The 23,053-nt window shown below is 42.8% G+C and carries 20 protein-coding genes and 1 CRISPR repeat array; of the genes, 1 reads left to right on the top strand and 19 read right to left on the bottom strand.

Annotated features, from left to right (window positions below):
• Positions 1–293: 293 nt before the first annotated feature.
• The 10 genes from GPL15_RS27775 to GPL15_RS16665 all read right to left on the bottom strand — a co-directional run bounded on the left by GPL15_RS27775 (position 294) and on the right by GPL15_RS16665 (position 9,191).
• On the bottom strand, positions 294–425 hold the full coding sequence (locus GPL15_RS27775) for a hypothetical protein (RefSeq protein ID WP_275950505.1): 132 nt from the start codon (positions 423–425) through the stop codon (positions 294–296).
• A 263-nt stretch (positions 426–688) separates the two neighbouring features.
• On the bottom strand, positions 689–970 hold the full coding sequence (locus tag GPL15_RS16705; protein WP_215699823.1) for a type II toxin-antitoxin system YafQ family toxin: 282 nt from the start codon (positions 968–970) through the stop codon (positions 689–691).
• A complete protein-coding gene (locus GPL15_RS16700) occupies positions 967–1,239 on the bottom strand; it encodes a type II toxin-antitoxin system RelB/DinJ family antitoxin (protein ID WP_215699822.1) in 273 nt (90 codons plus the stop codon). Before GPL15_RS16700 ends, GPL15_RS16705 begins: the two co-directional genes overlap by 4 nt.
• 133 nt (positions 1,240–1,372) lie before the next feature.
• Positions 1,373–1,875: direct repeats of the CRISPR family, unit length 33 nt; unit sequence ATTTCAACCCACACAGCCTTCGCAGACTGTGAC.
• 206 nt (positions 1,876–2,081) lie between these two features.
• Positions 2,082–3,068, bottom strand: coding sequence for a type III-B CRISPR module RAMP protein Cmr6 (gene cmr6 / locus GPL15_RS16695; protein WP_215699821.1), 987 nt, complete (start codon positions 3,066–3,068; stop codon positions 2,082–2,084).
• A gap of 14 nt (positions 3,069–3,082) precedes the next feature.
• Entirely contained in the window at positions 3,083–3,487 is a 405-nt protein-coding gene (gene cmr5 / locus GPL15_RS16690; RefSeq protein WP_215699820.1) for a type III-B CRISPR module-associated protein Cmr5, read from the bottom strand.
• Complete coding sequence (gene cmr4 / locus GPL15_RS16685; RefSeq protein ID WP_215699819.1) at positions 3,488–4,405, bottom strand: type III-B CRISPR module RAMP protein Cmr4; 918 nt, start codon at positions 4,403–4,405, stop codon at positions 3,488–3,490. It lies immediately after the preceding gene.
• A complete protein-coding gene (gene cmr3, locus GPL15_RS16680; RefSeq protein ID WP_215699818.1) occupies positions 4,398–5,534 on the bottom strand; it encodes a type III-B CRISPR module-associated protein Cmr3 in 1,137 nt (378 codons plus the stop codon). The genes cmr4 and cmr3 overlap by 8 nt, the downstream gene beginning before the upstream one ends.
• Complete coding sequence (cas10, locus tag GPL15_RS16675) at positions 5,534–7,225, bottom strand: type III-B CRISPR-associated protein Cas10/Cmr2 (protein ID WP_215699817.1); 1,692 nt, start codon at positions 7,223–7,225, stop codon at positions 5,534–5,536. Before cas10 ends, cmr3 begins: the two co-directional genes overlap by 1 nt.
• Entirely contained in the window at positions 7,222–8,199 is a 978-nt protein-coding gene (locus tag GPL15_RS16670; RefSeq protein WP_215699816.1) for an RAMP superfamily CRISPR-associated protein, read from the bottom strand. Before GPL15_RS16670 ends, cas10 begins: the two co-directional genes overlap by 4 nt.
• 8 nt (positions 8,200–8,207) lie before the next feature.
• On the bottom strand, positions 8,208–9,191 hold the full coding sequence (locus GPL15_RS16665) for a DUF6602 domain-containing protein (RefSeq protein WP_215699815.1): 984 nt from the start codon (positions 9,189–9,191) through the stop codon (positions 8,208–8,210).
• A 587-nt stretch (positions 9,192–9,778) separates the two neighbouring features.
• Here GPL15_RS16665 and GPL15_RS16660 point away from each other — a divergent pair.
• On the top strand, positions 9,779–10,039 hold the full coding sequence (locus tag GPL15_RS16660; RefSeq protein ID WP_215699814.1) for an AbrB/MazE/SpoVT family DNA-binding domain-containing protein: 261 nt from the start codon (positions 9,779–9,781) through the stop codon (positions 10,037–10,039).
• A gap of 380 nt (positions 10,040–10,419) precedes the next feature.
• Here GPL15_RS16660 and GPL15_RS16650 read toward each other — a convergent pair whose 3' ends face one another.
• The 9 genes from GPL15_RS16650 to GPL15_RS16610 all read right to left on the bottom strand — a co-directional run bounded on the left by GPL15_RS16650 (position 10,420) and on the right by GPL15_RS16610 (position 23,036).
• Positions 10,420–11,196 (bottom strand): hypothetical protein, encoded by a 777-nt coding sequence (locus GPL15_RS16650; RefSeq protein ID WP_215699813.1) that lies wholly within the window; start codon positions 11,194–11,196, stop codon positions 10,420–10,422.
• Between the two features lie 1,085 nt (positions 11,197–12,281).
• Positions 12,282–15,179, bottom strand: coding sequence for a DEAD/DEAH box helicase (locus GPL15_RS16645; RefSeq protein WP_215699812.1), 2,898 nt, complete (start codon positions 15,177–15,179; stop codon positions 12,282–12,284).
• Between the two features lie 35 nt (positions 15,180–15,214).
• On the bottom strand, positions 15,215–15,622 hold the full coding sequence (locus tag GPL15_RS16640) for a hypothetical protein (protein WP_215699811.1): 408 nt from the start codon (positions 15,620–15,622) through the stop codon (positions 15,215–15,217).
• A 458-nt stretch (positions 15,623–16,080) separates the two neighbouring features.
• Complete coding sequence (locus GPL15_RS16635) at positions 16,081–17,067, bottom strand: LysR family transcriptional regulator (protein ID WP_252198474.1); 987 nt, start codon at positions 17,065–17,067, stop codon at positions 16,081–16,083.
• Complete coding sequence (locus GPL15_RS16630) at positions 17,048–17,797, bottom strand: redox-sensing transcriptional repressor Rex (protein WP_215699810.1); 750 nt, start codon at positions 17,795–17,797, stop codon at positions 17,048–17,050. Before GPL15_RS16630 ends, GPL15_RS16635 begins: the two co-directional genes overlap by 20 nt.
• A gap of 21 nt (positions 17,798–17,818) precedes the next feature.
• Positions 17,819–18,526: an L-2-amino-thiazoline-4-carboxylic acid hydrolase gene (locus tag GPL15_RS16625; RefSeq protein WP_215699809.1), complete on the bottom strand. Its 708-nt coding sequence runs from the start codon at positions 18,524–18,526 to the stop codon at positions 17,819–17,821.
• A complete protein-coding gene (locus GPL15_RS16620) occupies positions 18,489–21,317 on the bottom strand; it encodes an EAL domain-containing protein (protein WP_215699808.1) in 2,829 nt (942 codons plus the stop codon). The genes GPL15_RS16625 and GPL15_RS16620 overlap by 38 nt, the downstream gene beginning before the upstream one ends.
• Positions 21,318–21,667: 350 nt before the next feature.
• Entirely contained in the window at positions 21,668–22,459 is a 792-nt protein-coding gene (locus GPL15_RS16615) for an HAD family hydrolase (RefSeq protein ID WP_215699886.1), read from the bottom strand.
• Positions 22,446–23,036: a xanthine phosphoribosyltransferase gene (locus GPL15_RS16610; protein ID WP_215699807.1), complete on the bottom strand. Its 591-nt coding sequence runs from the start codon at positions 23,034–23,036 to the stop codon at positions 22,446–22,448. The genes GPL15_RS16615 and GPL15_RS16610 overlap by 14 nt, the downstream gene beginning before the upstream one ends.
• Between the last annotated feature and the right edge of the window lie 17 nt (positions 23,037–23,053).

Here is a 23,053-nt window from a genome sequence, read left to right as displayed (position 1 = left end):
CATTCATTTTTAGATTGTTCTTATTTGTTACTCCGTCAATACTATCCCAATTTTTATTGATGAAAATAAATCTGACACCCTTTACTGGAAAGTATTTTTCAAGATAGAATCCAACATCGATATGATCCCTACCAAACCGAGACAAGTCTTTCACAATTACATAATTAATCTTTCCGTCAACGATACCCTGAAACATCCGCTGAAATTCACGGTGGTTAAAAGTCGTGCCGCTTGTATTTATGTCGATATAATAATCCTGTAGTTGAATATCATCTTGCAGTAAAACAAAATCCTCAATGATTCTTAATATAATCTGATGGAATATTTTCTTTTACCACGGAAAGCCGCATATAGGCTGCCGCCTTATACATCTTAGATTTTTGTTCAATCTCTGCAACAATGTTCTTTTTGCTTTTCCAAGCCATTGTATAGCCCTCCTTAAAATATTAAGGACTATGGTACTTTTTATCATACCATAGTCCTAAGACTTGCGCATTATTCTGTTTATTTTTAATCAATTCGACATTTTAGTCTATCATATAAAGGGCCGTTTTATCGTGTTTTGTCGAAATTCTACTTCCACGACCTTAGGCACCCTTATGTCAAGGCCACGACAAAACTTATTTAAAATCGAGAAAAGCTCCGGCCAATTCCGCAACTTTTACATAAATTGCTCGTTATCCTTGTTCTACATATTAAATAAGTCTGCGTGTGTACCTGTATCAATCAAGGTTAAGGTAAGTACTTCATCCTCTACCAGATAAATCAGCAACCAATCTGGTTGAATGTGACATTCACGAAATCCCTTAAATTTTCCTTTCAGTTCATGATCCTTATTTTTTTCATCCAGTGGAATTCCATGAAGTAATTTTTCAACCAATGTTTCTAATAATGTTATGTCAAGTCCTCGCCTCTTGGCTAATTTAAGTCCTTTTTTAAATTTATTTGTCAATATTAATTGATAGCTCATAGATCCATATCCTCTAAGGCTTCTGAAAAACTATTATATTTTTTTGCATTTGGATCTTTACTGATACGTTTTGCTTCCTCCATAGCCTCTATTACATCAGCTTTGTAATTCGGCAATTCAACATTGAAAGGAAGACCACCACGAAGAACACACTGTTTTAAAAACATATTCATTGCACTTGACATATCTAAACCAAGCTGTGCAAACAAATCTACCGCCTGTTTTTTTAGTTCTTCATCTATTCTGATTTGAGTTGGTACTGTAGCCATATGATCACTCTCCTTATATAGTATATTATACTAGATTTGGTTTACATTGTCAATCATTTGTAAGTGATTCTATTAATTCAAATTGTAGTATGTCGAATAATATCTTCATGACGCCTGTCATACGCATATTACAATTTCAACCCACACAGCCTTCGCAGACTGTGACGCTGTTAAAGTGTCTGACAAAAACATACTTAACATTTCAACCCACACAGCCTTCGCAGACTGTGACGTCTGGTGGAAACGCTTGTGTTATGAGCGCAGATATTTCAACCCACACAGCCTTCGCAGACTGTGACTGGTATACGGATTTGGACTCTGGTATAGCCGATATATTTCAACCCACACAGCCTTCGCAGACTGTGACCAATATAAAGACCTTGCCGCGTATCTGATAAAGATTTCAACCCACACAGCCTTCGCAGACTGTGACACTTGTCGATATTTACATTGATAATGGACTGACAGATTTCAACCCACACAGCCTTCGCAGACTGTGACTTTACTGCAGATATATCTAGGTATGAGAATGCTAATTTCAACCCACACAGCCTTCGCAGACTGTGACTCAGTTCGCCATGAACAGAGGATCGAAAGTGAAATATTTCAACCCACACAGCCTTCGCAGACTGTGACAGCAATTATACACAAATCCATCCTATTTTATCCCCATTATTATATATATAATATACAATCCCCACCTCCCCAAGTCAATCTCCATTCCCTCTTTTCCCCTCTCTCCCCCATGTTTTCCAGGTGCGAATCCCCCAGGCTTTTCATGTGCACTTACGATTCGCACCAAAATTGCTGTATCCATTTTTAAAGACCCAGCTTTCAACCTCCTATCCCTTTACAATCCCATACCCCAATGCAGTTTTCGCCCCAATTCCATATATTTTATACACTTTATCCATCATACAGCCAAGTTCTCCCTTACACCCATTCCACACCTTCTCGTCACGGCAGCAAATAAAGATATTAAACTCTGCCTTTCTCAAACACATAAAGAATACAGGCATTGTTATCTGATCATCCGTAGGCGGAATAGTGGAATTACCATAATAATCCTTATAGTGAACCGCCTGGACATCCAGCCCTATTTCGAACCTATTTGGAAATATATCGAAAAATCTCAATTTTCCTTCTCTTGCATCGACCTCTTTTCCATTTCCCCCAAACAAGTCAATAAAATCCTCAGCTTTTTCCGCCTTTTTCTCATCTCCGTCGTACCGCTCTGAAATCCAGGCGCTGCGCAGCGTTCCTTTTATCACACTGGCAGGTATAAATGGTATGCCATATAAAGGATGAAGTCTTAATGGCTGTGTTCCCAGATAAGCGCCTGTTCCAACACCCAAAATCAATTTATCATATGGATGAAACGGGTATTCTTCATGGAATGGAAAACTATCCATAATCCCCTTATTGCGCCGGTTTAACAATTCCATCAGCTTAGTCAGCTTTCCGCCACAAAAGTATGTATCTTTCTTACTGTCATTTCTGACAAACTCAGCAAGCAGGGAACTATAATTTTTCTTAGGTTCTTCCTTCTTAGATTCTTCTTTCTTAGATTCTTCTTTCTTAGAATTTTCTCTCTTAGAATCCTCTTTCTTATCAGCTCCTTTCCCTGCATCTTTTTTCCTCTCCAGCTTTATTTCACATCCAAAACGATTTTGTGCCAAATATAGGTTCATGTCCGAAATCCTACCCATTTTTACCAAAAATTCAATGGAACTGTTGGGTAATATTAGTTTCTCATATTTTACGCCTTCTAAATTTGGAAAATCCTCAGTTGCGCTTTGATCTCTATTCTTTTTCAATCCTCTGTTCATCCGTTTCCTCCAAATCAATCACCGCTTTCAATCATTCCCTCTGCAAAACGTTTAATCCATTGACATAAATTCATCGCTTCATTTACACAGAGCCTGTAGGTTACGCTGTCCAGATTGACGATTTGTTCTACCAGATCCTTATCACCAGGTAAAATCCGACAGTCTTCATTTTTAAACCACTCTTTTTTAAACCACTCATTCAAAATATTGTACATTTTCTCATATGCATTTCCATTAGCTTTTTTTGAAAAGAGAAAGACTGCTGCCGTTGCTAACCCATTGATTTGTATCCAGGAGGGCAGTGAACGTGCCAGACTACGGAACTCTTTATTTTCTTTATCCTCTTTATTCTTTTTACATATTTCAGACACCTTTGAAAAAGCAAACTGCGCCATGCTATTGTGAATGTCTCTGCTCATTTACGATTCCCCCCACATTTTCACTTCAATCAGCCCTTTTCCCAATGTGCTGTCCGCACCGACCTGAATCGTTCCTCCTGGAAACAGTTTTAGAAATTCTTTTTTTACCTGGTTTTTATCCAGTTCCACTGTATTTTTCTCCTCTCCCTGGGCCTGGTGGGTATCAGTGAAAAATGCCAGGCTGTACAAAATCGATTCCGGAGGCAGATATTCCTCTGTAAACAGGCCATTTTCCGCTACTGTTCCCGTTTTTATATCCATCCTGATTCTGGTGTTCACTTCTGTAGAATACTTTACAAAACCGGAAAAATCATCATCGCTTAAAATGACCGCCCGCTCCAAAATCATATCTTTGGTAATTGCATTTTCAGGCAGCTGTTTTATCATCTCCTGCAAAAAATTTTCAAACTGAACATCTTTTTTCACAGTAAACGTATAATCTTCCAGCATAATAACATCCTTGCCACCCACTTGCTGATTTATTTTACACCCATTTTCGCAAATGCTGCCCTCTTTTACCTCCCACAAATCAGGAAATTTTTCTCCATATGCCAGTTGATAATCTTTAAAAAACCGATTCAACACCATCGGACAGGTGATCCATGCCATAATACCCTTGGCCGACTTTACCGGGAAAAATAAAATCCTCGCATCTGTAATGGATACGGCAGACGCAAAGTCCCCGCTGCCCATTTTACCGAAAATCCTGTCAATCAGAGCGCTTTTATCCGAGCCACATTCCTGCAGGCTCACATGATTTCGTATACAGCCCTTTAACGTAGACGATTCAATCTTTGGATAGCCGGTATGCCCTTCCCGCTGGATCGGCATATCCACATAACTGAGTTCCGTTCCGCTGCCCGGATGGGTAGACGTGATGGTATTAAACATCATAATCATAGCTGAATCATTATACATTTAAAATATCCTCCTGCTCCTTTGTTAATCTGCCGATCATTGAGTATCCAAACCCACGATCGCAGTATCTGCTTTTGTTAAACACCCGATAGTCAAAACCGAGTTTTTCCCTGTAATCACTGATACATTTCTTGTGAAATAACTTGACGGCTGCCTCGAAGGACCCCTCAGTTATCTCAAAATAATATACACTTCCCGCCGGAACCGCATATCTCATCTCTCTGGGACGGTATTCCGGTTCTCCTTCTCTCTCCGGCTGTCTCTTTCCAAATCCGCCCCAGGGAACCGGCCGGCCCACACAGGCACTGATCAGCTTTAGTCTTACCAATTTATTCCGATGGCTGAAATATCCCTCAAAGCTTTCAGGATCAATCCATCCCGGAATCCAGCCATTGCGAAATACAGCCGGAGTTGCCAGGTAAAGTTTAAAATACCGGCTGTCTCCTGAACTCTGCCCCACATCGGGTTCCATATCCATTTTTACGAAATTTGAAATTCTGCCTTCTCCGCCAAGTTTTATCACACCCTGGTCTTTTATCAGCTCCGCCTGTACATCCACAGTCATTTTTAATTTTTCATCGGGGCGGATTCGTAAAATCGTATACATTTGCTGGTCTTTGGAAACTCCGCTTTTGGGATCAATCGCAATTCCAAGTTTGGTCTCCCTCACCATTTTATCATTCAAATTGATGCATGTAAGATCTTCAGAATCCCCATGCAGATAAGCGCGCATTGCATCTTCTTTCATATAGGGGACTATATGTTCTTTCAGCTTCTTGGCCTTTGTCTCCTGTATGCCCATCATATAGCTCAGCGGATAGCTGGATATGGGAGTTTTTATTAGTTTCTTATTTCTAACACTCCAAACCTGTCCTTCTCCCTCTTCTGCTATATAGAGGTCAGCGGGCAGGGGATAACAGAAAGCGCTGTCCCACATCAAACCATTGAAACCTATCTTTAAACTTCGGGAACTATTGAGCTGATCCTTTAACAATGGACGAAATGCCCCTGCATAAGTTGACGGGAGCGGCGGAAATACGCTGTGAAGCACAGTAGTTTCCCCACCTGCATCAAATGGTACGGAACTTCGGAAAAAAAGATCATCTAAAGGCTCTATTTGATATATCATCAGATCACCTCCCTTGAAAGAAATACAATGCCATCCAGAGTATTTAAAAATTCGCTCATGCTGCCAGCATGTCTATAGAAAAGCATTAATTTTTCCAACAGCTGTTCCTTATTAATCTGTTTATCCTCCATTACAGAACGGGCCACACAGTCCTTCAGCAATGCCTCTGCCATAGATTCCTCCGGTTTGACATTTTCCTCTAAAAAATGTTTCATTAAATTCGTGATGTTGAAAAACAATGATTTGGAACACTGGGTATTCTTCAGCATCTGTACCATTTCCCCTATGTGTTTCCACTGTATCAATGCATCGTCACCGGACAATTTATAGGGCGGCACCTTCACAATGTCCCCGCTCCGTTTCATAATATTGACCGCCGCCGCATTTTTTCCAGGCATCCGTTTTGCCGCCGCCTCGGCTGCGTCCACATATTCCATTACCTCTTTCAAAGGCTGCATCAAATGTCCGATTGAAATTCCCATTGAAAAACTCAGTCCAATTACTTCCAAAAACCTATCGTGCAGTTCTGCAATGCAATCAAAAAGCCCGTCCAAAGGCAGGAATCCCAGAAAATCTTCCCCTCCTGCAAAAACAGGCAGACCTTGATAGGAAGAAATGATCCCGGGAGCTTCATGTGCAAAGCTACTGATCTTTTCACTTAACGCCTGTTGTTCGTACGGCGTTTTTAATGCCCGGAAAGCGTCTCCCATACTGTCCCCATCAAACTTAATAATGGCATAATAGGAACTCAGTTTCACACTCTTTTCCTGAATTTTTTTATATAAAATCTGTGATTTTTGAATCACTTCCTGGCTATATTCCCCCTCATCCAAAACCTGTCCATTTTCCAAATCATAGACCGCATTTGCCACCATATCCATTAATTCCCCATTTTTCGTACAGATGCCGGATTCTGAAAAAATATCTTTTACTGGACTAACACGGTTAAGCAGCATCATTTGACGGATAGAATAGAAATTCGTTTCTTTTTTTCCGTATATCCGCTTCACAAGCGCTATGGCAGACAATGCTTCTTTCGGCTTAACCACATACTTCAAATAAGAGTTCCCCGAAATATCACAAACATAATTGGGATTCGTATTGTAAGGGTAAACCGCTTTTCCGTTGTGTTTGTACTTTTTTGCAAATATGGCATTGTATTCCGGGAAAAGCATACATTTTCTTCCCCAAGGTTCTTTTGACTGGCTAAAGGGCCTGATTCCTTTAACCTCCTGAATCCTTGTGAATATTTTTTCATATGATTCCGAATAATTCTCAGGATCGTATTTTTCAAACACCCAGTAGACTTCCAGAAAATCGTTCCACTGGCGGGCCGCCATCTCTAATCCCCTCTGGTCTATGCCCGCCTCCATCAACAAATCATTACATCTTTTATGGAATGTATCTTTGATGAATCTTGAAAGTGCCTCTGCTGTATTACGCATCTCTGTTTCGGAATCGGATTTCACTTCAGCAATCAGGCGGTTGGGAATATTAGCCGGCTTTTCTTTATTTTCCCTGGAAATACTGGGAAATAAAACCTGTATATTTTTCTTGTCGGCGGTCCAGCCCACTGCTTCCGCCATAAGTTCCGACAAAAACCTGCTGCCGGCGTACAAATCCATGGATTTCCTGGAATTATCAATAAATCCCTTTACTGGTCCAATGGTGAATAAAAACAGGTAACTCACTGCCGCACCCCCTTGCTCTTCGGATTCTCTACATAATAAATAAACTTTTCCCTCATAAAACAGCCCCTGTCAAACCAGTTTTCTTCAGAAACATTCTTTAAAAAAATGTAGAGCGGGTAGAAGCCGCCTTCTAATTGTACAATTCGAATGAGAAGCGGAGAGGCAAGTTTACCCTTAGAGCCTGCAAATCCGGTAATCCCTATTGGAAGTGTCTTCTTATCATCATTCTCCAATTTACGCTCTTTTAGTTTATGGCTCATCTCATCCACAGCCCATAGGTAATTATCAATCTGATTCTTCTCCATCTTGTTTCCAAGTCTGATCTTATGTATAATCGGTCGTTTGTATTTACTAAGGTCGCCCTTAAATCTGATTCCTTCTCTATCAATCATGAACGCACCGCCATTATTTTGGGAGGAAACGGCCCCTATTCGATTTAAAGCCTTACAAAGCCATTCCAAAAAATCCTTTTGTGTTTTAAAAGACGCACCTTCTATGTTGAAACAGCCTCTTCCTTTTCTGCACCGTTTTCCCATCCCACACATAATAAGGCTTACTTTTATTAAATCTACATACCAATTGATATCAACAGTCTGTTGAAAACCAGATCTATTGCTGAGAATCCCTTGGTTAAAACGGGCTGTTATTTCAAACTTGCCGTCAAAGAAGCAGGAAACAGGGAATTTTTTCTCTGTTTTATGAAGCAGTAAAGGCTTTGAATCCTTTACCATTTCACTTCGGATCAACAGGCGTATCGGAGAAGCATGTCCCGTATTATTACCGGAACCAGCCGCTCCCCCAAACAATTCCGCCTCATCTTTTGCCAATGTATTGAGCTCAGATGGACTGGATATCCGGTAAACATACCGCATGACGCCTTTTAACTCTGACGTTCTTAGCTCAGGTATAGTTTTATAAGCTCCGCAACTGAATAATGGTGTTATCAGACTGCATACAATATTTTTTTCTTCCATTACATCTATCACTCCTTTTTTGTATCGTCAAACAAATTTGCATAAGCGAGATGAGGAAATAGGATTGGGTTGTTGATCAGCATGAGAAGCTGATTTAACTGTAAATTGAAGGTCAGAAGGGATATTTTTTCACCGTTGCGTTTAACTTCTAGATCTCTCAGCTTATATCCTTCCAATTTCTCATTCTCCATGATATTAATAACGTCTTTATTCTCCACCTCAATTTTCGTCTTACCATCAAGAGAATAATGGTCTAATTCCCTATACCACTTCCATAAGGAATCCATATCCTCTCTCACTGTAATCGTAATTTTCTCCTGTCCTTGTACTGCGGATGCCAAAATCACGAAATCGAAAAGATTTTTAATTTCTTCCTCATTTTCTTTTGTCAAACTAGTTTCATATCCGCAGAAAATCCGAATCGGTCTGGTAGATGTTTGGGTTGACGAAAATTTATTTTTATTAATATCACTTCCATAACTTTTTCCTTCAACAACTGTTCCATTTGCCATTCTGACAATTGATTTCCTGGAAGTGCGCAGTTCCTTAATACTATCACACCAAACGGATAGTCCAGCTTCTATTTCATTTCCATTTTTATCGAATTCAACAAATTTCACCCGTGTGCTTTTACATTCTATGACTGCAGCCACAGCCTCTATTGGCACGTACTTCAATCTTCCATACTGAAATATATATGGCGTATAAGTATTATCGATAATAGCCAGATCCACCTCTTTTGAAATCCTCTGATTAGAATCAATCACAAAAACAGAATGTTCAATTACAAACTTTTTTGGTATAATCCGCTCAAAAAGCTGCATCCATATATCCTCTCTTAGCGAGCCGGTTGTCGTCGAATGGTATTCATTGTAAAGCTTTAACTGATAAACGATGGACTTCTCCAACTCACAATAATTATCAATTATATTTTTTACAAAATCTTTCTCTCTTTTACTTCCCTTCTCTTTTGTATTTTTTTGTTCGCCCATATGTACCTCCCTTTTCGTTATTATTGTAATTATATCATCATTCGCAAAAATTCGACAGATAATTTCCAATTTTATCCATTATTTGTCATAACTTTTTATAACTTTATAACAGGAAATAGTTTGTAGATATCAAATTCAGCTACTAAACTGAATTGCGAAATTTATGGTAATTTAGACGTGGAAAATGAAACACTGTAATTAAAAACATTCTTGTGGTTAGTTAAGACTAAAACAGAAATTATAGATAAGGTAATCCCTCTCATACTATTTAAGGTTTGTTGTATAAAGAAGGAGGACGTTTATACGCCTATTAAGAGAGTATAAAAATGTTTAATAAACAATAAAATGAACGGGCATAAAATGGGAGACAGATACGTGGTTCATATAGATTTTTTGTATCCGATCGGACATATGGCAATCCTTACAGTACGTAAGTTATAACAATTTTCACGTTATTAGGCCCATATATCAAACCCACAACAAAAAATTAGTATGAAACCATTGCATAATCTTCCATAAAAGAACATACTAGAATTAATAAAATAAGATTTTCTCACTTTCCACCTCAAAGCAAAGGAGATGAGATTATGCTGGCCGAATTACGTCAGAAATCACAGATTACAATCCCAAAAGAAATCATCGTTAAGCTTGGTTTATCAGAGGGTGATAAACTGGATATTTTTGAAAAAGATGGTACTAACTGCATTATGCCAATAGTTGTCTATCTCAAAAATTACTTGAATGAACTCCGAGCAGAAATTGACGACGTAAAGATCAAAATTGATTCTGGAGAACAGCCCGTTTTTGACAGCGTTGACACTCTGTTTAACAAATTGGAGGAAAATTGATGGCATATGAATTTACCTTTACTCCTCGCTTTCAAAAACATGTTAAAGAATTGACCTCACAGGAGAAAAGGCAGCTTAAAAACAAGCTGGAACTTCTGGCTTAAAATCCATTTCATCCATCGCTGCGCACCAAACGAATCCAAGGCACTACAGATCTTTTTAATGCAGCGTCAAGATGGGTATCCGATTCATCTGGTACTATGAAAGCGATAAAATGATCCTTCTGGTAGATGTGGGGCATCATGATATCTTAAAACAATTCTGATCGCAGAAACGGCACACTAGAAAACAGGTACCGCTTCTATTATCAACATTGCTATACTGCACATATGGAACCCAAAGTGCCACAAGTCCTTTAGTTTCAAGAGTTTGTGGCACGCTTATGTCCTTACAGGTGTTAAAGATGGGGTTTTATCTTCCAAATACTTACTAACTTGTAACTGCATCGATTCTTTATTTTTTTCAAAAATTATATTTCTATGAGCATTAAGTCCAGAAGGATGCGGAAAACCTCTTAGCACTTTGGCCTTTATTCTATTATCTTGGTTAAATAATTTTAAAATAAATTCTTCAACTTTACTACCAAGAGGTATTATTAACTGAAGATTATGCAATTTAGATAATTCAAACTCTATTGACTTTTTCGCTATGTTATATAAAAAATCATTTTTATATAAATCTGGATTACGACCATCATAATTTTTACCGTTTTTCATAACTGGATATCTAATTAGCGAAGTCGTATGTAAATGGCTTTTGTAAATCTCAAATATATCAATATCGCCATTTGATGATATTGTGTATTCAAAACCTAGTTCTATCATCATATTTATTAAATTCTTTTTTGTCGCTCCAAATAATCTTGAATCTTCCTTACAAATTTCAAGCGTCTTCAGATCATTATATTTAGATTCTTGAACGGTTTGAAACGATTTTAACATTTGACGATACCCTGGACAAATACCCACAATGGCAAGGCTTGCATTCGTGTTGATTACTTCATTATGCGCAGAATAATAAATTGTAATATCATCTTTTTTATCCAAAATCAATCTCGGATCTAAAATCTGTTCTTTTTCTTTCGATAAATCTATTTGCTTAATAATATCCTTAAAATTTTTATATAAAACTGGTTCAATTAATTCTATATTATCCATATTATCCTTGTATAAATACACATAGCAAAGACGCGCGTCCCCATACTCTCCTTCAAATTTTTTGTTATAGTAGAAATAGACGACTGTCAACTGCTAATGTGCCTTATAGTTTGAGGGTTTTTATACATTCTTTTCCTTCCATATCTCCTGCTTTTCCTACTGACTTTCCGTAATTGGTCTCCTCTTTAATAAATATTATTTATGAAAAGCTAAACGAAAACCGATCTTTAAATTACTTCCAATTGAAGATTGAGTAATCTCTGAATGACCCGAATCAGATATTCTTTTGGGGAATCATCTCCTCCTGATTATTATTAGCTTACAATACACTAGTCACTAATTTTCTATCCATTAATTAATTTGGAAATTGTATAACTTTTATTTGACTATTTGCATCAATAATTTCTCTTTTAACTTCCATAAGGTGCCTGTAATTTTACAATATCATGATTTTAGCATAATGGATTACCTTTTTTATACAATCTTTGGTGCTTTTATTTTATATATCCGTTAAAAGTATGCCGTTATTTAACAAATCTTAACATCATAATCTACACCAAATACATATTACAGTTTTAATATCCATAGCCTTAGAAGGCTATGACTCCAAGAGGTGGGGCAAATTCTTATAGAGGATATATTTCAACCCTCACAGCCCTCGCAGGCTGTGACAAAACGAGGTAGTACAGTTATTATCCAGTATTTGGATTTCAACCCACACAGCCCTCACAGGCTGTGACAATATAACACATGGGCAGGTGCTTTCATTTGCTATTTCAACCCACACAACCCTCACAGGCTGTGACGTAGAGAAAAGGCGAAAAGAGAATCTGATAAAAAATTTCAACCCACACAACCCTCACAGGCTGTGACAACAATTATACCCAATTCCCCCCTCATCCCACCTCCACTATTATATATATTATACAATCTCTCTCCCCAAAGTCAATCTTCCCCCCTCTTACCACCACATCTCCCCATACTTTCCAGATGCGAATCCCCCAGGCTTTTCATGTGCACTTACAATTCGCACCAAAATCCCGCCCCTTCCTCAAAATCCACTCCCCCTAATTCCTCTCTCCAATCTATTCCCCCATTCCTCCCGTCACACCTCCCAACAACTCCATAAGTTCCTCCTTCCCAGCCATTCCGCCGCCAATACTCCCTTCCGCCATAATATCCTCAGAAAGCCCAGCCTTTCTCTCCTGCATCTCCAATATCTTCTCTTCCAATGTCCCTTTCATGATCAGCTTATAAACGGTAACCACCTGTTTCTGCCCGATCCTGTGGGCACGGTCCGTGGCCTGGTTCTGGGCGGCCATATTCCACCACGGATCATAGTGGATCACCACCCCGGCCGCCGTCAGGTTTAACCCGGTTCCGCCCGCTTTTAGAGAAATTAAAAACACAGGCCTATCCCCCTCATTGAATTCCTGAACCATTTCCACCCGCTTTTCCTTGGGCGTGGAACCGGTCAGCTTATAATACCCGATTTCTGCATCGTTCAGCCTCCCTTCAATCCGTTCCAGCATGGACGTAAACTGGGAGAATAAGAGCAGCTTATTCCCCGAAGCCACCGCGTTCTGCACCAATTCCATACAGGTGTCCAGTTTGGCCGCCTCTCCCTTATAATTTTCATAAACCAGAGACGGATCACAGCATAACTGGCGGAGTTTTGTGAGCTCGGCAAAAATCTGGAACTTTTTCGAGGCGAAGTCATTCGGATCGATTCTTGCCAGAATATCCCTGGCATTTTGGGCATTGGCGAGATAAAGCTTTAACTGCTCCCCTTCCATCCCGGAATATATAACCTTCTCAATCTTATCAGGCAGTTCCTTTAAAACATCCCGTTTCAGACGCCTCAATATAAATGGCCTGATCATTTTTTGCAGCCTGCCTGCCGCAGCTTCATCATTTCTGCTGACAATGGGCGTTTCATAGCGGACTTTAAACTGCTTGTAGTTTCCCAGGATTCCCGGCATTAAAAAGTCAAAAATACTCCACAATTCCCCCAGGGAATTTTCAATGGGCGTTCCCGTCAGAGCAAACCTTCTTCCCGAGGAAATGCTCTTCACCGCCTTCGCCGCCTGTGTCGTATAATTTTTGATGTTCTGGGCTTCATCCAGGATCATATAATCGAAAAATAAATCCTTATATTTATCTAAATCCTTTTTTAACAGGTCATAAGAAGTCAAAAATACATCCCCTGACCCATGTTTAATCTTCTCCTCCCGTTCTTTTACGCTCCCCGAGATCACGTCCACAGCCAGGCCTTCCGAAAATCTCCTGATCTCACTTTCCCAGTTATAAACCAGAGAAGCCGGACACACCACCAGGCTTTTCCTGCTGCCCCTCTGCTTCCTTGCCAGCAGAAATGCTATGGTCTGCACCGTCTTTCCAAGCCCCATATCATCCGCCAGGATTCCGCCGAATCCCAGTTGATCCAAAGTCATCAGCCAGCGGTAACCATGTTCCTGATAAGGTCGGAGCTCTGCGTGAAGCCCCTCCGGCAGACTATAATCATTTTTATCCACTTCCTTCATATTCCGGATAAAGACCTGGAAAACAGGATCCCGTTTCACTTCCATTCCGCTTTCCTCCAGAACCTGATCCAGATAGAAAGAACGGTATTCCGGCACCTGGATATGCCCCTTTTCCCATTGCTCCGGATCCGCCTCCAGCCCGTTTGACAGCTCAGCCAAAGCTTCCAGCCCCGCATCATATCCCAGCTTAATGAACTCCCCATTTTTGAGACAATAATACTTCTTTTTCTGCCGGTAACACTCCAAAAGCGCTTCCAGTTCCTCCACAGAAAAACGGTCCGTCTGAAGAGTAATGTCCAAAAGGCCGCCGGTCATGGATATTCCCACATAAACTTTCGGTTTATATCTGACTTTAATCTTTTTCAGGCCATCGGATATGAAGACCTGCCCAATCTGCTGCAGCCGGGCAATGCCCTCATCCACACCTCGGAAAACCAATTCCTCTTCCGATACATTGATATAAAATCTCTCATTTTCCGAATCACTGTGAACGAAATATTCTTGTACGGCCCGGACCGCCTCGGCCTCTTTCTCCAATTCCCGGTACATGTCCTTTAATTCCACAGCCCTGTACAGATTATATCTTTCCTCCCCGTATACGCCGAATAACTCAGCCGTCAAAAGGCCTTCACGGTTGTCCAGACAGGTGACAATCCTGCACGGCTGAGGCTGGTACGCCTTTAAATCTCCCAGTTCCCTGACTACCGTATACATTCTCAAATCCGGAAGAACCACAGAACAAAATGCCTTCATGTCCTCGGCCCCGATATAATAGCTTTTACTTTCCAGGGGATGCAGAATCCTTGCCAGTCCCTTCATATGGCTGTAATACTCGTCGCTGCAGAGATAAAAGCAATTTCCATACCGGATGCACATCTTCCGTACCCCCAGAAAGCATTCCGCCGGGGGAACCGTCATCCGGCATCCTCCCTGGTTGTCCGTATCCAGTTTTATGGTGAGAACCGGATCCTGCTCTACAAACTTCATCCGTTCCTCCCATGTATTCTCAAACGTTGACATCCCAACCAGGCATTCCCGCCCCAGCATGGCCTGTGCAAATGCAACCATTCTCTCATCCGTAAATGTAAGTTCACGTTCTGAAACACCATAAGTGTCCCCATAGTTTCTGGAATAAGAAGACCAGTGTTTTGAAAATCCCTGGGTCCAGCTTACACATTCCACTAAAAAATCAACCAGCTTCCGGCTGTTCTCCGTAAACGCGCCCCGGTCATGGTTGAACCCAAAATTCCTTCCATAGCCAATATACTTATTATTCATAACGGCATCCACAAATTCCGCTATCTTTTTAACCGCGTATTTTCTTCCGGCTCCAACCATAAAACCGGCTTTCCATTCCCTTTTCCCGCTGTCGCCCAGGGATTCGCTGCTGGAATACAGGCTCGGTTCCAGTTCAATGTTCCCTCTTTCACCGGACTGCATAAAATGTCCTTTTTTCCGCAGTGCCCCATCATAGATCACCGACCGCAGCGGCCTGTCCGTCTCCCTTTTCGGGCTTTATATCTTGTAATTACCCTGCTGATTTCCTCCATATCCACATCTTCATGGGCTCTGTCCACGTTCTCCTCCCACCATTTTTTAAATGCAAGGGCTGATGCAGCGCAATGCCTGCACATACCGTTGGAACTTCCATAAGCCTGGCATTCACAATGATAACTGCTGATTTCCCGGTTCTTTGCATTATAACTGATTTCCGTCCTGTACCCCTTCCCCTCAGCCTCTTTCACAACGGATGAAATGTGATACTCCGTATCGTCTTTCAGCAATGCCTTCAAATCCGACACACTTCCCGTTTTGTAAATCTGTTCCCCTTCTTCATATATGGTTACTTCCGTTATCTTCCTAATGTCCCCTAATCTGATCATGATCGTTTCTCCTGTTGATTTTAAGCCTGTATTGTATTATTTCAGTAATATTTCAGATAGGTCTGCGCATTTACTGCGCAGATCATACCAAAACATGGTGGCTGCAGGTATCCATCCCCTCGCCGCAGGCGAATTTAATGGGCTGGATGTGTAACAGTTAAGACCCGTTTGAACTGTTACCTATATCATTTTATCACATTCTGACGAAAAAGCATTGCAGATTCTTCTTATGAAATCAAAACGATTTCCATATCCAGCCGGACAGGCACAGGAGAGCATTTTATTACAGGCTAATACGTTCTTATGGAATAAAAAAAGCCGCTACCCAAAGGTAACAGCTTTTTTTACATTTACATTGCACAATGAATCATAGGAAAGTTCTATATTCCTATTGTAACCTCATTTTCCTCATTTGGGTAATATGAAGCAGAATATATCAGTATATAAATACTGATATATCATTCATGAATGATCCCCAGCGCGCTCATAATCTCTTTTTTGACCAATTGCACTTCCTTTAAAAACATCTCATCATAAGAACTGAGCTTGTAGTGAGGGTGGTAGATCAGCACATCCCGGTATTTCCTGTGAAGATCAAAACAGCTTCTCTGTATCAGGCCGTAGCCATCCAGACACCGTTCCGGAAGTGGTGAAACCCACATATAACTGTCTTCATTCATCTGGAGCAAATTAAACTGGCTGCCTCTTTCATAAACATAGATCCGTTTCCTCTTCTCCCCGTTCTGGCCGGCAGATGGGTGTTTCCCCATCAAAGAAGAAGAGAGCTTAATATCTCCATGAAGGATTTCCATATATCCGTTCAAATCTTCACAGTTAATTACCTCTTCATGAGCCAGCGGATGGTTTCCCGACATCAGGATCACCGGTTCATATTTCCAGATGACACGGCTCTCCAGCTCATTATCCTTTAAAAGCTGGGCGTAATATTTTTCAAATTCCTCCGAATACCGGATTATGCCCATGCGGCACTTTTCATCCGCCACATCGGACACAGTTTCCATGGAATTGGTCTCCTTCAGGCTGAGAACGATCTCCTTCGACCTGTCCAAATGGCTTACAAAACGGGAAAATGCCTCACTGATATAAGTGGCCCTGGGAATTGACAGGCGGAATTCCTCCCGACCCACATTCTGCCCCTTATACACAGCCTCCATTTCCTCTAACTGCGCCAGTATGTTCTGCGCGTATTCTAAAAAAATCTTTCCCTTTGGGGTGGGCACCACCCCTTTGGAAGTCCGCTTAAAAATAGGCGCGCCCATCATTTCTTCCAGCGACTTGATCGCCTTGCTGAGATTCGGCTGCTCCATGTAAAGATTGTTGGCCGCCTGGGTTATGGAACCCGTTCTGCCCACTTCCAGCGCATATCGTAAAAGTACCGTATTCAAGCCGGCATCCCCCTTCCTGTCATCCCTTTCCTTCTCCATTCACCAGCTTGCCGCGCTCCGGCAGCTTTTTCACATAGCTTTCATCTGATGCCATCTCACCATCCAGCATTTCACCTAACGGCATTTCATGCTCCAGCAGATACTTGGACAACATTCCTAATGAAGCCGCCATATCCTCATTCTGTACCATGACGTGATCCGGCACGTTTAAATGGACAGGCGCAAAATTCCAAACTGCCCTGACGCCTCCCAAAACCATCCTGTCACAGATTTCCTGGGCACAGGAGGCGGGCGCTGTGATAATTCCAATGTGAACGTTCATTCTCGCACACATATTCACCAGTTTATCGCTCAAAAGAACCATCTTTCCCGCCACTTTAGTACCCACCACTTCCGGATCATTATCAAATGCCGCCACGATTTCAATCCCGTACTGCTCAAAATCCCTGCAGGACAAAAGGGCTTTGCCCAATGCCCCTGCCCCGACAAGAACCGCCTGGTTCACATTGTTGTAACCTAAAAAATCCTCAATATCCGTCAGCAGCTCTTCCACTGCAAAACCGGCTTTCGGTTTGCCCGCCCTCTTGCTCACCAGGGCCAGCTCCTTCCTCACCTGCACCTCATTCAAATTCAAATCTGCCGCAATCGCAGGCGCTGAGATATATACCTGCTCCTCTTCCTTTTTCATCTGTAAATAATGATAATATCCCGGCAGCCTCTCCAGCGTCTTTTTCGAGATCCCGGCCACCATCGTCTTCTTGTCTTCCATATCTCCCCCGCTCAAGTGCTTTTACTGTATGCTTTTCTCCAACAATTCCCCGTATTCCCTGCCGAAAATCCCGGAAAATTCATCCATGGCTTGTTTAACGATTTCATTTCCCTTCCCACCGTAAACCTCTTCCAGATATTCCTTCATCACCGCCAGAATCCTGGATGTATGAAACAGGAAATCCTTTCTGAAACTGGACCCCAGCTTCTTGGCGGCTTCCCCGTACCGGACGGCCTCTTCCCCGGAAACGGCCTCTCCCCAGTCAAATCCGCAGGCAGCATCCCCCTTACTCAAACAGGAGGTGACTTTTAATTCCAGTTCCGGGTTAAATCCCCTGTACACGCTTTCATCGATCACCCGGCAGTAAAAAGTGCCGTATTCCGCCAGGCCATACTTTTCCCACGCATCCAGCCATCCGCACCTGCTCACCGAGGTGAGGCAGCGGCCATTGTCAAAAGAGGAAGAAGATTTGGAATTCCCTGTGGCCGCCGGCAGTTCCCCGTACACCATGTATCCCAAAGGGGTCAGGGGACATCCGTCCTTTTGCGCCGCCTGCGCCATTCTCTTTCCCCGCTCTTCTCCATATCTTCCGGTGGCCTCCAATATACGCCCCTCGCCCTGATCCGGATCAGCCAGCATAATCTGCTTCGCCATCAGGGCATAGAGCGCCGCGTGATGCTCTACCGTAAAATCACTGCCTGTAATTCCCATTGATTCCTCTCCTTTCATCTACCTTCTCCACTGCGATATAAAAAATATGGCTTCCTCTGGTGCTGGCAATCAGCCACGCCTTCACCTTATAAAATCCGCCCGTGTTCATTTTACCAAATGGCTTCGTGTGGACTTCACACTGTCCTTTTTTGCCATTTACGGCGTCTTCCATCATTTTCCTGAAATAGATCCGGTCCTCCTCGAAAAGCCGGTCAAATACGTCTTTTCTATAAGGTTCGTATCCTTTCCAATTTATGCCCAGGATACGGAGGTAGCTGTCATTGGCCATGATCACTTCCGCCCGCCTGCCGTTGTATTCAACCAGAGCCGACCCGCCCGCAAAATTATTGAATATAAAGGACAGCTCCGACTCCGGATTCCATAACTCCTCCACAAAACCGGTAATATATTCCGTCTCTCTGCGCATCACTTCTCCGCCGGGTTCACGGGACATCAATCTCTCAAATTCGTCGGCGGACATGGGCCTGGCGAAATAATATCCCTGCATATAATCACAGCCGATGCTCAACAGGAAGTCCGCCTGCTGCTTTGTCTCCACCCCTTCCGCGATGATGGGCAGATCCAGCCACCTGGCCATGCGCACAACAGAGCTGAGAATCTTGCCTCCCCTGGCCTTATCGCTGCCTCCAAGGAATTTTAAATCCAGTTTCAAAACGTCCACCGGAACATCCTTTAATATGTTGAGGGACGAATATCCGCTTCCAAAGTCGTCCATCTCAACCGTAAACCGCCTGTTCTGGAGTTTTTTCACCACTTCAATCAGTTTTGCCGGATTCCGCATATAAACGCTTTCCGTTATCTCCAGCTTTAACAGCCTGGGCGGGATTCCATATTTTTTCACCAATTGTTCCAAAAAGCGGCACAAATCAGGATCCTCAACATCCGTTCTGGAAATGTTGACGGACACCGGAATCTCCATGCCCTTATCCAGCCATTCCCTCATCTTAATGCAGACCTGTTCCCAGACAAATTGATCCAGAGTGGCGATGAAGCCATTTTTTTCAAATATGGGGATAAAAACAGCAGGGCTGACAAGCCCCTTCTCAGGATGCTGCCACCGCACCAAAGCCTCCGCCCCCACCATTTTCCCGTTGGAATACCGGAATTGGGGCTGGAAATAAACCACGAACTGCCCCGCCTCCAGCGCCTGGGCCATTTCATTTACAATCCCCTGTTCCAGCATCAGCTTATCCCTGAGTGCTTCATCGTAAAATGCATACCGCTCATTATACCGCTCTTTGATCGTCCTGAGGGCCAAAAGCGCCCTGTCGCACATCAGCGCCACATCCAGTGAAGTGTCGTCAATCACATAGATGCCCAGGCAGAAAGCGAAGTTAAAGTCCAGCGGATAAGCTTCAAACCACTTCTGCAGTTTCTGCGAAAAACGCTCCGCATCGAATAACTCCATGGGCCAAAGGGACGCGTAGTGATCCGACTGCAGCCTGCAGCTTATTATGCCGTCCTGATCCAGTTCCTTAAAAAACTGCCCCAGGTCATTTAACAGTTTATCTCCCGTCAGCGTGCCGAAAATATCGTTAAATGCCTTAAACCGGTCAAGATCACACCTGACCACCGCATAGCTGCCTTCAGGATCCCCGTCCAGCCGCTCGCGCACATGAATATAAAATGCCCTCCTGCTGTACAGCCCGCTCATGTCGTCATACTCGATCATGTGCCTCAGCTCCGCCTGATACCTCTCATCGGCTATTTTCTGGGCTTCCAGTTTATTCCTGGCATCATCGGCGCTTTCCTTTTCCTCCAGCGCCTGCTTCAGCCGCTCATTGGTGGCTTCCAGTTTCCTGTAATTCCGCTGCCTTAAAACCATCATAGCCGCCAGCAGCGAAACAATCATGACCAGCAAAACGGACACGGCATACACAAACGGCTTAAACTTATAAACTATATCCCCCATGGTCATTTTATAATTCTTCGCCATGGTGTATTTCATTATGATATGATCAAGTTCCTGCTTTGTCAGGGAATCCATGGTCTTTTGCAGAATGGACCTCAGCAGGATATCATCCGATTTCAAAACCGCAATCGCAAACTCTTCCTTCAGATAATACGCGGTAAATATGTACAGCCCCTCATAAACAGGCCTTTGAAGATTTGAATGAGCCGTATAAATATTCTCTAATGTGATGTCCGCTTTCTTATCCAAAATCATCTTCAGACAGGTCAAATCATTCTCTTCAAAGATAATGTCCGCGTTCGGATATTTATCCCTCATATACGTTTCCGTATTTGCCATCTCTTTGGGAAGGGCGATTGTGAACGCACCTGAGGGATCAAATTCCTCCTCCTGACGCCCCACCAGCACTAGCGAACTGTCCATCCTCGCCGGAATGAACACTAACTGGTCCGATGCGGCCACTGCCTCTGAGATCATCAGCGGGGCGGCAATCCGCACATCACTGTTTTGTAAATACTCCACAGCCTTCAACTGGCCCGGGCGTATACTATAAGAAAATTTCAGTCCGCTCTTTTCTGAAATCAGGGACATGATATCAATGGCCATTCCCGTAAAACTCTGTGTCTGCTCATTAAAATCGGAAAGCGCATTCCTGCCGTCCGATAATCCCACGGAAATGATATCCGCACGATGAATAAATTCCTGTTCCTCTTCCGTAAATGCCGGGATTCCAGCCGAAGACCGCAAATCGGAACTGTCATACAGTTCCGTCTCGGCTCCTGCAAAAGCAGGATGGTTCATTCCTATACAAACGGCAAGCACGGTTGTTATAAAATACAGTACAATCTTAAACTTTGTACCCAAAACACGTTTCATCCCATTCACCCACAAGTATGCTTTTGTCTACAATTCTCAGACTATTATAGCATCTATTTTCATAATTGTCTTCCCCTTAGCCTCACATAGGCCATACTATATCGATAAACCGTTACTGTTCTCAGCCCCTCAGGCGGACCCGGCCTGTCGGCTGTGCCGCTTTGCGGGGCTCCGCTTTCCGCTGTTTGAACGATTTTTGCAGGCCATCGGCAATTCTTAGACCATAAGGTGATAGGAATAAAGGGAAAAAAAGAGAGCGCCATGCCGGACCGCCGTAAAGTAACGGCTGTCCGGGCCTGTCGCCCTCCGCAGATGCGGGTGATCCCATCCCCATATACAGATTTCACACCTTATATAATTCCCAATTCCTTCATTGCAAATTCAATCCCGTCCTCTTCCACCGTCTTGGTCACAAAGCTGGCATAAGGCTCCAGGCCTTTATCATGACGCCCCATCAGCACCGCATTGGGTGAAAACTGGAACATTGCCAGATCATTCATGCTGTCGCCGAACACATAAGCGGCCTCCAGGGGCAGCCCGTACTGTTTCAGCACAACATCCATGATGGTCGCCTTGGAATGGCCTTTGGGAACACATTCATAAAAGTTATCCCCCCGGTCAATCACGTCAATATCCGCTTCCAGGGTTTTGAAAAATCCCTCCCGGTCGCTTTCTTCGTCGGCCAAAACACAGAATTTATCGAATTCATACCATTCATCGTTCCAGTCACAGGAACGGATGGTGAATTCCAAAGCTTTGCTGATCCGCCGGATCTCAGCAAATCTGGATTCCTTATTCTGGATATAGCAGCCTCCGGCCCCTTCCAATATCCCATCCAGATTATAATTGAGCATGTCTTTTTTAATCTGAACTCCCCTTTCATGGGGAATCTGATACGAATAGAGAACCCTGCCGTCAGCTTTGGCAAATGTACCGCAGCCACAGAGATACCCATCCGCCTCCACCAGCTCTTTAATCTGCCCCAACTGGCAGTAAGTCCGTCCTGAATTAATAAAAACCAGATGTCCTTTTCTTCTGGCCTCAGACAAAGCGCGTACTGCGCTCTCCGGCACAGTACGCGTTGTCTCACTTAATAAAGTTCCGTCAACATCAAAAAATAATACTTTTTTACTCACAGTCATCTCCGCGGAACACAATCGTTCCAGTCTCCTCGTCCATAGATTCCACAATCGCCAGGGATTCCAGCCGGATTCCTCTGGACCGGATGGCTTCTCCGCCAACCTGGAACCCTTTTTCAATCACGATTCCGGCCCCTACCAGTTCAGCGCCTGAATCCTGAACCAGGGAAGCCAGACCTTCCAGAGCTTTTCCATTGGCCAGGAAATCATCGATTAAAAGCACTTTATCGCCCTCCCCAAGAAATTCCTTGGAAACGATAATGTCATACACCCTTCCATGGGTGAAGGATTCCACCTTGCTGGTATATACATCCCCTGCGATGTTTTTGGTCTTCGTCTTTTTTGCAAATACCACCGGTACGTCAAAATACTGGGCAACCACACAGGCAATTCCTATGCCGGATGCTTCGATGGTAAGAATCTTGTTAACTTCCACACCAGTAAACCGTTTTTTAAACTCTTTTCCAATCTCTTCAAACAGATGAATATCCATCTGGTGATTTAAAAAGCTATCTACCTTTAGTACATTACCGGCTTTAATTTTGCCGTCTTTTCTGATTCTGTCCTTTAACAGCTGCATACAAGATCCCCCTATGA

Source organism: Clostridium sp. MCC353, from assembly GCF_018785315.1.
Lineage (GTDB): Bacteria > Bacillota > Clostridia > Lachnospirales > Lachnospiraceae > CHH4-2.
Note: the sequence above shows the minus strand (reverse complement) of the source record. Positions and strands in the feature narration are given on the sequence as shown.

Bases quoted from the DNA above. Each gene is read 5' to 3' on its own strand.
- GPL15_RS27775 (WP_275950505.1), bottom strand. From the start codon at position 425: ATGGCTTGGAAAAGCAAAAAGAACATTGTTGCAGAGATTGAACAAAAA.
- GPL15_RS16705 (WP_215699823.1), bottom strand. From the start codon at position 970: ATGAGCTATCAATTAATATTGACAAATAAATTTAAAAAAGGACTTAAA.
- GPL15_RS16700 (WP_215699822.1), bottom strand. From the start codon at position 1,239: ATGGCTACAGTACCAACTCAAATCAGAATAGATGAAGAACTAAAAAAA.
- cmr6 (WP_215699821.1), bottom strand. From the start codon at position 3,068: ATGAACAGAGGATTGAAAAAGAATAGAGATCAAAGCGCAACTGAGGAT.
- cmr5 (WP_215699820.1), bottom strand. From the start codon at position 3,487: ATGAGCAGAGACATTCACAATAGCATGGCGCAGTTTGCTTTTTCAAAG.
- cmr4 (WP_215699819.1), bottom strand. From the start codon at position 4,405: ATGTATAATGATTCAGCTATGATTATGATGTTTAATACCATCACGTCT.
- cmr3 (WP_215699818.1), bottom strand. From the start codon at position 5,534: ATGATATATCAAATAGAGCCTTTAGATGATCTTTTTTTCCGAAGTTCC.
- GPL15_RS16670 (WP_215699816.1), bottom strand. From the start codon at position 8,199: ATGGAAGAAAAAAATATTGTATGCAGTCTGATAACACCATTATTCAGT.
- GPL15_RS16665 (WP_215699815.1), bottom strand. From the start codon at position 9,191: ATGGGCGAACAAAAAAATACAAAAGAGAAGGGAAGTAAAAGAGAGAAA.
- GPL15_RS16660 (WP_215699814.1), top strand. From the start codon at position 9,779: ATGCTGGCCGAATTACGTCAGAAATCACAGATTACAATCCCAAAAGAA.
- GPL15_RS16650 (WP_215699813.1), bottom strand. From the start codon at position 11,196: ATGGATAATATAGAATTAATTGAACCAGTTTTATATAAAAATTTTAAG.
- GPL15_RS16645 (WP_215699812.1), bottom strand. From the start codon at position 15,179: ATGCAGTCCGGTGAAAGAGGGAACATTGAACTGGAACCGAGCCTGTAT.
- GPL15_RS16640 (WP_215699811.1), bottom strand. From the start codon at position 15,622: ATGATCAGATTAGGGGACATTAGGAAGATAACGGAAGTAACCATATAT.
- GPL15_RS16635 (WP_252198474.1), bottom strand. From the start codon at position 17,067: ATGGAGAAGGAAAGGGATGACAGGAAGGGGGATGCCGGCTTGAATACG.
- GPL15_RS16630 (WP_215699810.1), bottom strand. From the start codon at position 17,797: ATGGAAGACAAGAAGACGATGGTGGCCGGGATCTCGAAAAAGACGCTG.
- GPL15_RS16625 (WP_215699809.1), bottom strand. From the start codon at position 18,526: ATGAAAGGAGAGGAATCAATGGGAATTACAGGCAGTGATTTTACGGTA.
- GPL15_RS16620 (WP_215699808.1), bottom strand. From the start codon at position 21,317: ATGAAACGTGTTTTGGGTACAAAGTTTAAGATTGTACTGTATTTTATA.
- GPL15_RS16615 (WP_215699886.1), bottom strand. From the start codon at position 22,459: ATGACTGTGAGTAAAAAAGTATTATTTTTTGATGTTGACGGAACTTTA.
- GPL15_RS16610 (WP_215699807.1), bottom strand. From the start codon at position 23,036: ATGCAGCTGTTAAAGGACAGAATCAGAAAAGACGGCAAAATTAAAGCC.